The following is a 15,147-nucleotide window of genomic DNA, read 5'->3' on the forward strand; positions in this document are numbered from 1 at the left end:
CATGACGGCAGGGTTTGCCGCCGCGCTCTCGCAAGCGCAGGCGAAGATCTCCACCCATATGGACATGCGTCTGCCGCAAGCGGACTTGCTGCATGAGGCGATGGCTTATGCGCTGCGCGGCGGCAAGATGCTGCGCGGGTTTCTGGTGCTGGAAAGCGCGCGCCTGCATGATGTGCCGGAGGCCGCAGCACTAGAGGCGGCGCTGGCGATCGAATGCATCCATGCCTATTCACTGGTGCATGACGATCTGCCCAGCATGGATGATGACGACCTGCGCCGGGGCCAGCCCACGCTGCACCGCAAATGGGACGAGGCCACCGCCGTGCTGGCGGGCGACAGCCTGCAAACATTTGCATTTGAATTGTTGGCACGGGATGAGGTTGGACCTCATGCGCTCCCGTTGATCCGAGCTCTTGCGCAGGCGGCGGGCAAGGACGGCATGGTCTCGGGCCAGATGCTGGATATCGCCGCCGAAAGTGCGGCAACACCGCTGACACTCGACCAGATCACCACTCTGCAGGCGCGTAAGACCGGCTGCCTGATCGAATGGTCCGCCTGCGCTGGCGCCCGTCTGGCCGGGGCGAACCCCGAGCCGCTGCGACACTATGCGCAGGCCCTGGGGCTGGCTTTTCAGATCGCCGACGACATCTTGGATATCGAGGGCGATGCCGCCACGGTCGGCAAGGCTGTGCGCAAGGACGCCGACGCGGGCAAGGCGACCTTTGTCTCGCTGCTGGGACTGGAGGGCGCAAAGAGCCGCGCACAAGAACTTGCACAGCTCGCCAGCACCGCGCTGACACCCTATGGTGCGGCAGGCGAGACCTTGAAGGACGCCGCCCGCTTCGTTATCTCGCGCGATAGCTGACGCGCCACAGGAGCCACGACCCATATGACCGACCGGCCACAGACCCCGCTCCTCGACCAGATCGCATCACCTGCGGACCTGAAACGGCTGACTGACGCGCAGTTGGAGCAGGTTGCCCATGAGCTGCGGCAGGAAACCATCTCTGCCGTCTCCGTCACCGGCGGCCATCTGGGCGCAGGGCTTGGGGTGGTGGAGCTGACCGTGGCGCTGCACGCGGTGTTCGACACCCCCAAGGACAAGGTGATCTGGGACGTCTCGCACCAGTGTTATCCGCACAAGATCCTGACCGGGCGGCGGGATCGTATCCGCACCCTGCGGATGAAGGATGGTCTGAGCGGGTTCACCAAACGCTCCGAGAGTGCCTATGATCCGTTTGGCGCGGCGCATAGCTCCACCTCGATTTCCGCCGCGCTAGGGTTTTCCGTGGCGCGCGACCTTGGCGGTGTCACTGAAGAGGGCCTTGGGGATGCGATCGCGGTGATCGGCGATGGCGCGATGAGCGCCGGCATGGCATTCGAGGCGATGAACAACGCCGGCCATCTGGGCAAGCGGTTGATCGTGATCCTGAACGACAACGAGATGTCGATCGCACCGCCGGTGGGGGCGCTGTCGTCCTACCTCAGCCGACTTTATACCGAGGCGCCGTTTCACGACCTGAAAGCCGCGGCCAAGGGCGCGGTCTCCTTCTTGCCGGAACCGTTCCGCGAAGGGGCGAAACGCGCCAAGGACATGCTGAAGGGCATGGCCATGGGCGGCACCCTGTTTGAATCGCTGGGCTTTTCCTACATCGGGCCGATTGATGGCCACGACATGGACCAGCTGCTGCCGGTGCTGCGCACCGTGAAGGCGCGCGCGGCGGGGCCGATCCTGATCCACGCGGTCACCAAGAAGGGCAAGGGCTATCGCCCCGCCGAGATCGCCCGCGACAAGGGTCATGCCACCGCAAAATTCGACATGGTGACCGGCGAGCAGAAAAAAGCGCCCTCCAACGCGCCCTCCTACACGTCGGTCTTTGGCAACACGCTGGTGGAGCTAGCCGCGCAGGACAGCAAGATCTGCGCCGTCACCGCCGCGATGCCCGATGGCACCGGCCTCAATCTGATGGCGGAGCGCTACCCGTCGCGCTGTTTTGACGTCGGGATCGCTGAACAGCATGGCGTCACCTTTGCCGCCGCTCTTGCCGCAGGTGGAATGAAGCCATTCTGCGCGCTCTACTCCACCTTCCTGCAGCGTGGCTACGATCAGGTGGTGCATGATGTGGCGATCCAGCGCTTGCCGGTGCGTTTTGCCATCGACCGCGCCGGTCTGGTGGGGGCGGATGGCGCCACCCATGCGGGATCTTTCGACATTGGTTTCATGTCCAACCTGCCCGGCATGGTGGTGATGGCCGCCGCCGACGAGGCCGAGCTGAAGCATATGATTGCCACTGCCGCCGCGCATGATGATGGTCCCATCGCCTTCCGCTATCCGCGAGGCGAGGGCGAAGGCGTCGAGATGCCGGAACAGCCGCAGGTGCTGGAGATCGGCAAGGGCCGGATGATCCAGTCTGGCGCGCGCGTCGCACTACTGTCCTTCGGCACCCGTCTGGGCGAGGTCAAAAAGGCCGCCGAAGCGCTCGCGGCCAAGGGCATCACGCCAACGATTGCCGATGCGCGCTTTGCCAAGCCGCTGGATCGCGACCTGATCCTGGGGCTGGCCGCGGATCACGAGGCGCTGATCACCATCGAAGAAGGCGCTGTGGGCGGTTTTGGCTCTCACGTGGCGCAGCTCCTGTCCGACGAGGGCGTGTTTGACGACGGGCTGAAGTACCGCTCCATGGTGCTGCCGGACACCTTCATCGACCAGTCCAGCCCCGCGGACATGTACGCGAGTGCGGCAATGAATGCAGAGCATATCGAGGCCAAGGTGCTGGATGTGCTGGGCGTGGCGCAGATCGGCGAGAAGCGGGCTTAGTCGCCTGACGTCGTGGTGAGTGCGGCTGCAAGAATGGGTGTGTGCGGCACGTAGGGATGCGCGCTATCTATCCTCAGTCCATGATGCATAGTTCGCCCTGTAGAACTCTGCGAGACTGCTGCTGTGAAGCTCAATGACAAGCGATGAAACATCTTCTTTCCCAAGTAGATAGACCGGAAGATAATTGGGGCGCAGGACTGAGAAGTACAGTAGCATGGCCCGCTTTCGAAACAGGGGTGGACCAAATACGCTTTCGACAATGCTGTCGCGAACGTAGTGTTCCCATAGCTGATCGAGTACGCCGGGGAAGTTCGTCTTGATCGCGGCCTTGAGTCGCCCCAATGAGCGATATCGCGATAGCACCATATAGAGATGTAGGCTTTTGATGCTCAAACTCCGGGCGGATCCGCTGGCGGGACAAAACGCTCCATGTCCTCGGCTGCAAACACCGCCCTCAAGCCGCTGCGATAGTCCGGATAGCGCAGGTCCACACCCAGCTCTGCCTTGATCCGGTCATTGCGCACCCGCTTGTTCTCACCATAGAAGCTGCGCGCCATCGGGCTCATTCCGGCCTCGTCAAAGGGCACTTCGGCGGGCACCGGCAGGCCCAGCAGTTCTGCCGCGTAGCCAAGCACATCCTGCGGCGGCGCCGGATTGTCATCGCAGACATTGTAGACCGCGCCCGGATTGGGCTGCGCGATGGAGGCCGCGAGCACCTGCGCTATGTCCTCCACATGGATGCGCGAGAACACCTGACCCGGCTTCACGATCCGTCGCGCCCGGCCCGACATCAGCTTGGCGAACGGCCCGCGCCCGGGGCCGTAGATCCCGGCAAGGCGGAAGATATGCAGCGGCAGTTCTGGCAGGGCCTGCCAGTCGGCCTCGGCCCGGGCACGCCAATCGCCGCGCTGGCTGGAAGGGGTTATGGGAGTTGCCTCATCAACCCAGGCGCCATCATGGTCGCCGTAGACCGCGGTGGTGGACAGATAGCCGACCCATTCCAGCGACGGCAGCTCCGCGATGCGCGCGCCCAGCGCATTCAGCACCGGGTCACCCTCCTCGGAGGGGCTGATCGACAGCAGGATATGGGTCACTCCGTCGAGCGGGACATCCTCGCTGGGCCAGGTGAGCAGCTCCACGCCCTCGACCGGGGTGATTTCCGCACGATCCCGGGTGGTGCCGAGAATGCGCCAATCGGGCCCGGTCAGCACCTGAGCCAGCGCACGAGCGGTGTATCCAAACCCAAAGCAAAGAAGCGTCTTTTTCGTCATGGACCGGACCATGCTTTTGGTTGCAGGCAGATGCAAGACGATAAGGTCTTGCTTCGAATCCAAACACCGCTTTTGATTTGGCCATGACCGAGAAAACGCCAGACGTCAGCGATGCCTATGCATTGGACACGCCGAAGGCTGCGCGTCAGCTCTATGCCGGTTGGGCGAAGAGCTACGATGATAGCTTTGCCAACGCGCGGGCCTATCTTCTGCCGGATTTGACCGCGCGGGCCTTTGCGCAGGCAGGGGGGTGCGGCCCCGTGCTGGACGTTGGCGCGGGCACCGGGCTTTGCGGTGTGGCGCTGTCTGGACTGCGGGTCACGCCCGTGGATGCCACCGACATCAGCCCCGATATGTTGGCACAGGCGCTGCGCAAGGATGTCTATCGCGACGTGATCGAGGCCGATCTGAACGTGGGCATTCCGGTGCCACGACAGAGTTATGCCGGGGTGGTCTCTTCCGGCACCTTCACCCACGGCCATCTTGGCCCGGAGGTGTTGCCCGCGATCCTGCGGGTGGCGCGGAGTGGCGCCTGGTTTGCCCTCTCGGTGAATGCCGCGCATTACGAGGAGGGCGGGTTTGCCACCGCCTTTGATCGATTGCTGCGTGGGCAGTGGATCACCAATCTGTCGCTGCCTGAGGTGCGCATTTATGGCGAGGACGCGGAGGGCGCACACCGCAACGACACCGCGCTGATTGCGGTGTTTCAGAAGGTCTGACCCCCGGTGCGACCGCGCCGCGCCGTTAGGCGCGGCGCCCGGCCCAACTGGGGTGGACGTCCGTCAGGACGGTGGGCACAGGCGGGAGCGCTCCCGCCCCTTTGCATGCCATCCTTGATGCCACACAAAGCCTTGGGCCGGGCAGCGCGCCTGGCGGCGCGCTGCAGTGGCGTCCAGCTGCCCGCGTCAGCGCCCCTTCCAGACCGGATCGCGCTTCTCGGCAAAGGCGCGCGCGCCTTCAAGATTGTCCTCGGAGCCATAGAGCACATCGACGCTGCGCAGCTGCCGTCCGGTGACGCGATTCATCGCGTCCTGGAACTTGGAATCCTCGGCATCACGCACGATTTCCTTGATCGCGGCATAGACCAGCGGCGGGCCGGAGGCGAGGAGGCGCGCAAGCTCCCAAGCGCGGTCCATCAATTGATCGCCGGCGATGATCTCATTCACCAGCCCCCAGCGGTTGGCCTCTTCGGCGTCGAACCAGCGCCCGGTCAGCAGCAGCTCCATCGCGATGTGATAGGGGATGCGTTTGGGCAGTTTGATCGACGCCGCATCGGCCACGGTGCCGGACCGGATTTCCGGCAGGGCAAAGGTGGCGTGATCGGCCGCGAGGATCATGTCCGCCGACAGCGCCAGTTCCAGCCCGCCGCCGCATGCGATGCCGTTGACGGCGGCGATCACCGGCTTGTTCAGCTCGCGCAGCTCCTGCAGGCCGCCAAAGCCGCCAACGCCATAGTTGCCATCCACCGCATCACCGTCGGCGGCTGCCTTAAGGTCCCATCCGGGGCAGAAGAATTTCTCGCCACCGCCGGTGATGATCGCCACCCGCAACGTGTCGTCATCGCGAAAGGCCTGAAACGCCTCGCCCATCAGGCGCGAGGTTTGCAGATCAATCGCGTTGGCCTTGGGGCGGTCCAGCGTCACCTCGAGGATGGCGCCTTCGCGGCGGGTCTTGACGGGGCTCGTTTCAGTCATCGCAACATGTCCTTTCTGCGCATCAGCGCATCCGCCGCCACGGCCTCCGTGGGGGTGCAGAGCAGCGGGTTGATTTCGATTTCTTCCAGTCCTTCGGCCTCGGCGACCACATAGGCCTCGATGGAACGGATCGCGCGCAGGATCGCATTGCGATCCGCTGCAGGCGCGCCGCGATAGCCTGCCAGCAAGGGGGCGATCTTCAACCCGTCGAGCGCTGCGTTCAGGGCGGCGTCAGAGGCGGGCAGCAGCACCGAGGCGCTGTCCTGCATGATCTCGGTCAGCGTCCCGCCAGCGGCCAGCGTCAGCACGAAGCCATGTGCGGGATCCTTCACCACGCCAACCAGCAACTCGGCCACCGCGCCGGTGACCATCTCCTCGACCAGAAAACGGTCGGTGGGCATGGCCACTGCGGCATCGCTGACCTCCTGGCCGGAGCCGAGGTTCAGTTTTACCGCGCCTTCCTCGGTCTTATGCGCGATGCCTTCGCCCTTGAGCACCACCGGGTAGCCGATATCCGCCGCCACCGCGCGCGCGGCCACGACGGTGCGGGCGGGTTTGGCACGCGGCACCCGGAGACCAAATCGCGCAAGCCAGGCCTTGGCTTCGCCCTCAGGCACCAGATCCGGCTCGGCATGGGTCTTGGTGGGCAGCAACAGGGGGTGCGCAAGTTCTGCCAGCGGCTGGCCCGCCGCCTCGATGGCGCAAATCGCCTCGGGTAGGCCCAGCATCGGCACCACACCGGCGGCGATGAGCTGCTCGGCCACCTCTTCGGGCAGCAATTCCGGCAGGGTCGCAAGCATGGCCACCGGTTGATCGGTTTGCTGCCGCACCGCGATGGCGGATTGGATGGCGCAATCCCAATCGGAGGCATCGCAGCGGTCGGCACGCGGGAAATCCACCACCAGAATCGTCAGCGCCAGCTGCGGGTCGACCATGGCGGAGAAGGCCCGCGTCATCGCCTCCGTGTCACGCCATATATAGGTGTGGTAGTCGAGCGGGTTCGCCAGCGCCACCATCGGGCCCAATGCCGCGCGCAGATCGCTGCGTTGGCGGTCATTCAATGGCGGAAAGCTGACATCCCGTCCGTAGGCGGTATCCGCCGAAAGGCTTGCCTCGCCTCCGGAACAGCTGATCGTCGCGATGCGGGTAGAGGGCAGGCGGCCCACCACATGCATCAGTTTCAGCGTCTCGAGGAACGACGGCAGGTCATAAAGCCGCGGGATGCCGAGACGTGAGAGCAAAGCCCCGGCACCCGCGTCGCCCCCGGCCAGCGAGGCCGTGTGCGAGACTGTTGCGGCACGCGCCTGCGCGGACCGTCCGACCTTGAGCGCGATGATCTGCTTACCAAGTTGCCGCGCCTTCAGCGCCAACGCCTCGAATGCGCGCAGATCGCCAAAGCCCTCGATATGCAGCCCCAGCGCGGTGACACGGTCATCTTCCAGCAGCGCCTCGCCGATCGCCGCCAGTCCGGTCTGGGCCTGATTGCCGCAGGTCACCACATAGGCCACCGGCAGTGCGCGGGTCTGCATGGTGAGGTTGATGGCGATATTGGAGCTTTGGGTAACGATGGCCACGCCTTTGTCCACCCGCTTGCCGCCATGCTGATCGGGCCACAACAGCGCGCCGTCGAGGTAGTTGATGAACCCGTAGCAGTTCGGCCCGAGGATCGGCATCTCCCCGGCCGCTGCCAGCAGTCGCTCCTGCAGATCCGCGCCCTCGGCATCCTCGGCCTCGGCCTCCAGAAAGCCGGAGGCGAAACAGACCGCGCCACCCGCACCGCGCGCGGCCAGCGCCGTGACGATGTCAATGGTGGCAAAGCGGTTCACGCCGATGAAGCTGGCGTCCGGCGCCGAGGGGAGGGAAGCCACGTCTTTGAACGCAGGCAGGCCCGCGACCTCCTCGGCCTTGGGATGCACGGGCCAGATTTCGCCCTCATACCCCATCTTGCGGCATTGTTCGATCACGGCCGAGCACCACGCCCCACCGCCGACAACGGCAATGGTTTTGGGCCTAAAGAGCCTTTTTAGAGACTGCATTTGACGTTATTCACCCAAGGTTTCACGGTCCAGATGCCCAAGGCTCTGATCCGGGTTGATATGATCGCGCACGCGGGTTTTCAGCTCTTTCACATCCGGAAATCCACCGTCCCGCTTACGCTCCCAGATCACCGCATCATCGAGGGTGATCTCAAAGGTTCCGCCAATTTCGCCCGGCACCAGAGTCACCCCGCCCAGTTGTTCCTGAAAGGTCGAGAGCAGTTCCTGGCTCATCCAGGCGGCGCGCAACAGCCAGTTGCAGCCGATGCAATAGGTGATGGTCACTACAGGTTTCTGGTTGGTTTCAGCGGGATCGGACAAGGTCAGCCTCCAAGCGGTCTCAGCATCTCGCGGCTGATGATATGCCGCTGGATTTCACTGGTGCCCTCCCAGATACGCTCCACGCGCGCGTCACGCCAGATGCGTTCGAGGGGAAGCTCGTCCATCAGCCCCATGCCGCCGTGGATCTGGATCGCCTCGTCCGCCACCATGGCCAGCATCTCGGTCGCTTTCAGCTTTGCCATCGACATGTCGCTCTCGGTGACGCTGCCCTGATCGAACTTCCAGCCGGCCTCCCAGGTGAGCAGGTTTGCCGCCTTCAGCTCGGTGGCCATATCGGCGAGCTTGAAGGACACCCCCTGAAATTTGCCGATCTGCTGGCCGAACTGCTTGCGCTCGGCGCTGTATTCGACGGCGTGTTGCAGCGCCCGTTCGGCGCGGCCGAGACAGGTCGCAGCCACTTGCAGGCGGGTGGCGCCCAGCCAAGTGTTGGCGACCTCGAACCCCTTGTCGACCTCGCCCAGAACGGCGGAGGAGGGCAGGCGGCAATCGTCGAACTCCAGCACTGCGTTGGTGTAGCCGCGGTGGGAGACGTTGCGATAACCATCGCGCACGGAAAAGCCCGGCGTGCCCTTGTCGACAAAGAACGCCGTGATCTTTTTCTTCTTGCCGCGTGGGGTGTCCTCTTCCCCCGTGGCCATGAAGACGATGGCGAAATCGGCCACATCCGCGTGGGAGATGAAATGCTTGGTACCGTTCAGGATCCAGTCGTCACCATCCTTGCGGGCAGAAGCGGCCATGCCGCGCAGGTCGGACCCCGCGCCCGGCTCCGTCATTGCCAGACAATCCCATTTCTCACCGCGGATACAGGGGAAGAGATATTTCTCTTTCTGCTCCTCCGTGCCCGCCAAGAGGATGTTCGAGGGGCGCGCGACGCTGGTCCAATGCAGGGCGTAGTTGGCGCGACCGAGTTCTTTTTCATAGAGAAGCCACGACAGTGTATCGAGCCCGGCGCCGCCGACCTCTTCAGGCATATTGGCCGCATAAAGCCCGGCTTCGATGGCCTTTTTCTGGATCTCCTTCACCAGATCCATATCGAGATGGCCACTGCGCTCAATCTCCAGCTCATGCGGGTAGATCTCGTTCTCCACAAAGGCGCGGGTGGTCTCGACGATCATCGCCTGTTCTTCTGTCATGCCGAAATGCACGGGCGGTCTCCTTGCTGGTCTGGGCTGTCTGGGTGCTTGTCAGACAGGGTATGCCGAACATAGGATGGGCACCATGCAGTAATGGCGCAAATCATGCAGAAATGGACAAATGATCTTGCGACGGTGCAGCAGGTGGATATCCTGCTGTTCGATGATTTCTCCGCGCATTGTCTGGCAAACACGGTGGAGCCGATGCGGGCGGCCAACACATTGGCCGGACGGGAGCTCTATCGCTGGCGGTTCCTGTCCCGCGATGGTGGGACCGTGGTGTCCTCCTCCGGTATGGAAGTCACGGCGCATGCGCGGCTTGCCGATTGTTCCGGTGATATGCTGGCCATCATGCCGAGCTATAATTTCCTGCGCCATGATGGGCCTGAGACACGCCGGGCGCTGCGCGCCGCCGTGGCCCGCTATGCGGAGATGGCGGGGTTCGATACCGGCCCATGGTTGATGGCTGCGGCTGGCTTGCTGGATGGGCGCAAGGCAACAATCCATTGGCATGAGATCACGCGGCTTGAAGAGAGATTTCCAGAGGTGGAGGTGATCCGTGCGCGTTTCCTGCGCGACGGGGACCGCACCACCTGCACCGGCGCGCTGGCCGCATTCGACCTGATGATCGAACGGATCGGCGCGGCGCATGGTCAAGCCTTGCGTCTGGAAGTGGCCGCGTTGTTCATGAGTGCTGAAAGTGGCGGTGCCGCACCGGAAACCGCATTGGCGCGGACGCGAACTGTGTCCCGTGCCGTTGCCCTGATGCAGGCTCATCTGGAGCATCCACTGCCCATTCCAGAGATCGCACGACGTATCGGGCGATCACGAAAGGATCTGGAGGCGCGCATGAAGGCGGATCTAGGTGCCACGCCGGCGGGGGTCTATCGCAGGCTGCGTCTGATTCAGGCCCGAAGACTCTTGTTAGAGACTGATATCACGGTGTCGGAGGTGGCCACTCGCAGCGGATACGAAGATCCGAGCGCCTTGACCCGCGCCTTCAGAAATGAGTTTGCGACGACGCCTCGGGCGCTGCGCAAGGGAGGGGCCTGACTTTGTCAGATCTTGCGTGCCACCATCCATTGGTTGAGGCGCCAGACACCCCAGGCCAGCGGAATGGCGCCCAGCCCACCGACCACATAGGCCAACGGCTCGTCTGAGAAGCTTTCGAACATCTGGGTGTAGAAATGGATCGCGGCGAAAGTGAGCGCCGCGTTGAACAGCCCCCTTTGGGTGCGGGAGGCGGCCCATATAATGGTCGCCAAGAGCGTTATGGCCCACAGTATGGAATACGTCAGTTCAGGTATGGTCAGCGCGGCCTCACGGAAGGCATCGCGCGCGGCGCTGTAGGTTTCATAGTCTGCCCAGCCGTCCCGATAGCGCCCGGGGCCCCAGAGGTGTTCGCCAACGACATCGCCCCAGATTGACCCGACCAATGCGCAGAGGTTGGCGATGATAAAGCCCATCACAGCCAGAATACGCAGATGCCGTGCATCCCGTTCAGATACGCGGACAACGCCCCACATGCAGGCAGCGATCAACAGGCCCATTTGCAGGATCGTCAGTGTCGGCTCGGGGGAGTAGAAGGCATAGACCGCGTGGAAATAGGCGGTGCCGGTTTCCAGAATCTGTGCAAAGGGGATCAGGGCAGCAGCGGTGATCAGCCTTACGTCCAGTTGCCAGCCTGTCCCGGCCAGCGCCACGGCATAATAGAGCAGCAGCAGGTTGCGCCACGGAGGACCGAGGTCATGCAGCTGCGCCAGAATTTCGATACCGCCAAGATGCATGCTCAGCCCCATCAGCAGGACCGTGCCGAGGACGAACCGCGCGGACCATGCGCTGGTCCGCCAGCGCCAGAGACATATCAGCGCGACCAGCACCCCACCCGGCGCCAGCACCCACCCTGCAAGTTGCTCGTAGCGATCAACCAACTCCACCGTCGCGCCGCCAAGCAACATGCCCACGCCGATCAATACGGCGGAGTTGCCGAACATCGCGTAGTTGACCCCCGCCCGGGCAAGAACTGCGAGGCCCCCGGCCAGCATCAAGCCGCCGACTATTGCCACCAGAAACGGATCCGCGAGCCAAAAGATGAACCCGACCGTGGCGGCAAGAATTCCGAAGCACAGGATCGCGTTTACTGCGAGCGTTACCATAACCTCGCGCGAGCGGCGCTCGAGGATCGCGGCCTGGTCTGGTGTCAGGGTGCCATCGGCGACCAGCGCCTCGGTATCGGCAATCACATGCATATCGAGATCCTTGTGGTCATGGTCTTTGCTCAGGGTGACACGTTAACTGAAGAATGAACAAGGCCGGGAAATCCATACGGGATCAGCGTGGGCAGGGCATATGAGGTCTTTGGTGCAGGCCGGTCTTCAGGTCCGTCACGACCGTCGGGTCGTTGCCTGCGGTACTTATCCGCAACGGCAGGCGGCGCAAGCTCCCGCGATCAGTTCCTGGGCATGATACCGTCCATGCGCGGAGGCCCACTTGTTGTTCATCAGGCTGTTATGATCGCAGATTAGGGGTCTTGCACCCCGGATCGCAATCAATGACAGTAGGCCATGACAAACAAGACCTTCCCAAGCTGGCCCGACGTCGCCCCCCAATTGATTGAAACCGCAGCCGGACGTGCCCCGGCCGATACGGTGATCCGTAACGGCAAATGGGTAAATGTGCACACGCGGGAAGTACTGGATGGCCATGACATCGCGATCAAGGCTAGTCGGATCGCATATGTGGGGCCGGATGCCTCTTACTGCGTTGGCGCCGACACGCAGGTGATCGAGGCCGAAGGGCGCTATATGGTGCCAGGCCTGTGTGATGCGCATATGCACATCGAGAGCGGCATGCTGACGCCGGCGGAATTTGCCCGCGCGGTGATCCCGCATGGCACCACCACTATGTTCACCGACCCGCATGAGATCGCCAATGTGCTGGGCCTCGAAGGCGTGCGGCTGATGCATGACGAGGCGCTTTTGCAGCCGGTCAACATTTACACCCAGATGCCCTCCTGCGCGCCCTCGGCGCCGGGGCTGGAGACCACCGGTTATGAGATCTCGCCCGAGGACGTGTCGGAGGCAATGAACTGGCCCGGCATCATCGGGTTGGGCGAGATGATGAACTTTCCCGGTGTCGCCAATGGTGATGCCAAGATGCTGGCGGAGATCGCCGCCACCCAGCGCGCGGGCAAGACCGTCGGCGGGCATTATGCCTCGCCCGATCTGGGGCCGGATTTCGCCGCCTACGTGGCCGGCGGCCCGGCAGATGATCACGAGGGCACTTGCGAGGCGGACGCCATCGCGCGGATGCGGCAGGGGATGCGGACGATGGTGCGTCTGGGCTCCGCCTGGTACGACGTCGAGGCGCAGATCACCGCGATCACCGAGAAAGGCCTCGATCCTCGCAATTTCATCCTCTGCACCGATGATTGCCACTCCGGCACGCTGGTCAACGATGGCCATATGAACCGGGTGGTGCGCCACGCCATCGCCTGCGGCTGTGACCCGGTGGTGGCGATCCAGATGGCGACCATCAACACCGCGACGCATTTTGGTCTGGAGCGCGAGATCGGCTCCCTCACCCCCGGTCGGCGGGCGGATGTGATCCTGAGCTCGGATCTGACAACCTTGCCCATCGAAGTGGTCATTGCGCGCGGGCAGGTCGTGGCAGAATCAGGCTCTATCAAGGTGGATTGCCCGCATCTGGACTGGCCGGATAGCGCCCGGGGCACCGTGCATCTGGGGCATCACCTGACCGCGCGGGACTTTGAACTCGCAGCGCCAGAGGGTGCGAACTCCGTCACCGCCAATGTGATCGGCGTGGTGGAGAACCAGGCCCCGACCAAGGCGCTGAAGGCGGAGCTGCCAGTCAAGGATGGGCTGGTCGAAGGTGAGGGGCCAGTGTGTCAGATCGCGCTGGTCGAACGTCATCAGGCCACGGGCGGCGTCACCAACGCGTTTGTCTCGGGGTTTGGCTATGAGGGGCGGATGGCGATGGCCTCCACCGTCGCCCATGACAGTCACCACATGATCGTGGTCGGCACCGACCGCGCGCAGATGGCGCTGGCGGCAAACCGTCTGGCCGAAGTTGGCGGCGGCATCACGATCTTCCGAGATGGTGAAGAGCTGGCGCTGGTGGAGTTGCCGATCGCCGGGTTGATGTCGGACCGTCCTGCCTCCATGGTGGCTGCGGACGCGGACAAGCTGGTTGCGGCCATGCAGGACTGCGGCTGCCAGCTCAACAATGCCTATATGCAGCACTCGTTGCTGGCCCTCGTGGTCATACCTGAGCTGAGGATCAGCGATCTCGGCCTCGTCGATGTGCGTACATTCCAGAAAATTCCAGTAATCGAGCCGTTCAATGACTGACATAAAAACACCCGACCTGCCCGAAGCCCAGAGCTTTACCGATCCCAAGGCCGCCGTGGCCCGGTTGATCGAACTTTATGATGCGGCCACCAACTTTCTGTGCGACGAGTTCATGTCGGCGATGAGCGCAGGTGCTGCACCCGGAAGCCGCATGCGCGCGTTTTATCCGGAAGTTCGCTTTACAACGACTACCTATGCGCAGGTGGACAGTCGCCTGAGCTTTGGCCATGTGGCCGATCCGGGGACCTATTCAACCACGGTGACCAGACCGGATCTGTTTGAACATTATCTGGAGCAGCAGATTGGCCTGTTGATCAAGAACCACGGTCAGCCTGTGGTCGTGAGTGTTTCGGAAACACCGATGCCGGTGCATTTTGCAGTTGCCTCTCGCCCCGGTTTGACCGTGCCGCAGGAAGGGGCCGCGCGTTTCACCCTGCGTGACGTCTTTGACGTACCGGATCTGGCAACCACCAACGACGATATCGTCAATGGCACCCATGTGCCGGAAAATGGCGTCGGACCACTGTCGCTGTTTACCGCCCAACGGGTTGATTATTCGCTGGCGCGTCTGGCGCATTACACGGCCACCGACCCGGGTCATTTCCAGAACCATGTGTTGTTCACCAACTACCAGTTCTACGTGACCGAGTTCGAGGCCTATGCCCGCGCCCAACTGGCAGATACCGACAGCGGCTACACCAGCTTTGTCTCCACCGGCAACGTCGAGATTACCGATGCCGAGGAAGTGCTGCCTGGGTCCCCAAAGATGCCTCAGATGCCAACCTATCACCTGAAGCGACCGGACGGGAACGGCATCACCCTGGTCAACATCGGGGTCGGACCGTCGAATGCAAAGACCGCCACCGACCACATCGCGGTGCTGCGCCCGCATGCCTGGCTGATGGTTGGCCATTGTGCCGGTCTGCGAAATTCGCAGGCGCTGGGGGACTTCGTGCTGGCGCATGCCTATCTGCGCGAGGATCACGTGCTGGACGACGATCTGCCGGTCTGGGTGCCGATCCCGGCGCTGGCCGAAATTCAGGTCGCATTGGAAGAGGCGGTGGCGCAGGAAACCGGCCTTGAAGGGTATGACCTGAAACGGATCATGCGCACCGGCACCGTCGCCAGTCATGACAACCGCAATTGGGAGCTGAGGGATCAGTCCGGCCCGGTGCAGCACCTCAGCCAATCCCGCGCCATCGCGCTTGATATGGAGAGTGCAACCATTGCCGCCAACGGATACCGCTTCCGGGTGCCCTACGGGACGCTGTTGTGTGTGTCCGACAAGCCGCTGCACGGTGAGTTGAAGCTGCCGGGCATGGCCTCGGACTTCTACCGCACCCAGGTCTCAAAGCATTTGCTGATCGGGATCAAGGCGATGGAAATGCTCCGGAGCATGCCGTTGGAGCGCCTTCATAGCCGGAAATTGCGCTCTTTCGACGAAACAGCCTTCCTGTAAAGGCGAAAATATGCTGTTTTCCAC

General features: G+C 63.1%; 12 protein-coding genes. 6 read left to right on the forward strand and 6 right to left on the reverse strand.

The features are described from left to right. Position 1 precedes the first annotated feature (1 nt). Together R1T40_RS16910 and dxs are read left to right on the forward strand one after the other, a co-directional pair. On the forward strand, positions 2-865 hold the full coding sequence (locus tag R1T40_RS16910; protein ID WP_317384946.1) for a polyprenyl synthetase family protein: 864 nt from the start codon (positions 2-4) through the stop codon (positions 863-865). Between the two features lie 24 nt (positions 866-889). Further along, positions 890-2,818 carry a 1-deoxy-D-xylulose-5-phosphate synthase gene (gene dxs, locus R1T40_RS16915; RefSeq protein WP_317384947.1) on the forward strand — a complete coding sequence of 643 codons (1,929 nt, stop codon included), beginning with the start codon at positions 890-892 and terminating at the stop codon, positions 2,816-2,818. A gap of 389 nt (positions 2,819-3,207) precedes the next feature. Here the strand turns inward: dxs and R1T40_RS16920 are convergent, their stop codons facing one another. Next, a complete protein-coding gene (locus R1T40_RS16920; protein WP_317384948.1) occupies positions 3,208-4,089 on the reverse strand; it encodes an SDR family oxidoreductase in 882 nt (293 codons plus the stop codon). A gap of 83 nt (positions 4,090-4,172) precedes the next feature. Here R1T40_RS16920 and R1T40_RS16925 point away from each other — a divergent pair, with 83 nt between their 5' ends. Beyond that, positions 4,173-4,808, forward strand: coding sequence for a class I SAM-dependent DNA methyltransferase (locus tag R1T40_RS16925; RefSeq protein ID WP_317384949.1), 636 nt, complete (start codon positions 4,173-4,175; stop codon positions 4,806-4,808). Between the two features lie 186 nt (positions 4,809-4,994). Here the strand turns inward: R1T40_RS16925 and R1T40_RS16930 are convergent, their stop codons facing one another. The 4 genes from R1T40_RS16930 to R1T40_RS16945 are packed head-to-tail and all read right to left on the reverse strand — an operon-like array spanning position 4,995 to position 9,306. Then, on the reverse strand, positions 4,995-5,783 hold the full coding sequence (locus tag R1T40_RS16930) for a carnitinyl-CoA dehydratase (RefSeq protein WP_317384950.1): 789 nt from the start codon (positions 5,781-5,783) through the stop codon (positions 4,995-4,997). Further along, positions 5,780-7,819 (reverse strand): acetate--CoA ligase family protein, encoded by a 2,040-nt coding sequence (locus R1T40_RS16935; protein WP_317384951.1) that lies wholly within the window; start codon positions 7,817-7,819, stop codon positions 5,780-5,782. Before R1T40_RS16935 ends, R1T40_RS16930 begins: the two co-directional genes overlap by 4 nt. 6 nt (positions 7,820-7,825) lie before the next feature. Beyond that, complete coding sequence (locus tag R1T40_RS16940) at positions 7,826-8,140, reverse strand: SelT/SelW/SelH family protein (protein ID WP_106164420.1); 315 nt, start codon at positions 8,138-8,140, stop codon at positions 7,826-7,828. 2 nt (positions 8,141-8,142) lie between these two features. After that, positions 8,143-9,306 carry an acyl-CoA dehydrogenase family protein gene (locus tag R1T40_RS16945; protein ID WP_106164419.1) on the reverse strand — a complete coding sequence of 388 codons (1,164 nt, stop codon included), beginning with the start codon at positions 9,304-9,306 and terminating at the stop codon, positions 8,143-8,145. Positions 9,307-9,399: 93 nt separating this feature from the next. Between R1T40_RS16945 and R1T40_RS16950 the strand changes: the two genes are divergently transcribed. Continuing rightward, positions 9,400-10,347, forward strand: coding sequence for a GlxA family transcriptional regulator (locus tag R1T40_RS16950; protein WP_317384952.1), 948 nt, complete (start codon positions 9,400-9,402; stop codon positions 10,345-10,347). A 5-nt stretch (positions 10,348-10,352) separates the two neighbouring features. Here the strand turns inward: R1T40_RS16950 and R1T40_RS16955 are convergent, their stop codons facing one another. Next, the gene (locus R1T40_RS16955) at positions 10,353-11,543 is read right to left on the reverse strand and encodes a hypothetical protein (RefSeq protein WP_317384953.1); all 1,191 of its coding nucleotides are present in this window, start codon (positions 11,541-11,543) and stop codon (positions 10,353-10,355) included. Positions 11,544-11,858: 315 nt separating this feature from the next. Here R1T40_RS16955 and ade point away from each other — a divergent pair, with 315 nt between their 5' ends. Together ade and R1T40_RS16965 are read left to right on the forward strand one after the other, a co-directional pair. Then, positions 11,859-13,664 (forward strand): adenine deaminase, encoded by a 1,806-nt coding sequence (ade, locus tag R1T40_RS16960; protein ID WP_317384954.1) that lies wholly within the window; start codon positions 11,859-11,861, stop codon positions 13,662-13,664. Then, the gene (locus R1T40_RS16965) at positions 13,657-15,123 is read left to right on the forward strand and encodes an AMP nucleosidase (RefSeq protein WP_317384955.1); all 1,467 of its coding nucleotides are present in this window, start codon (positions 13,657-13,659) and stop codon (positions 15,121-15,123) included. Before ade ends, R1T40_RS16965 begins: the two co-directional genes overlap by 8 nt. The last annotated feature ends 24 nt before the right edge of the window (positions 15,124-15,147 follow it).

It is taken from the genome of Tritonibacter scottomollicae (assembly GCF_032924845.1).
Classification (GTDB): Bacteria; Pseudomonadota; Alphaproteobacteria; order Rhodobacterales; family Rhodobacteraceae; genus Epibacterium; species Epibacterium scottomollicae.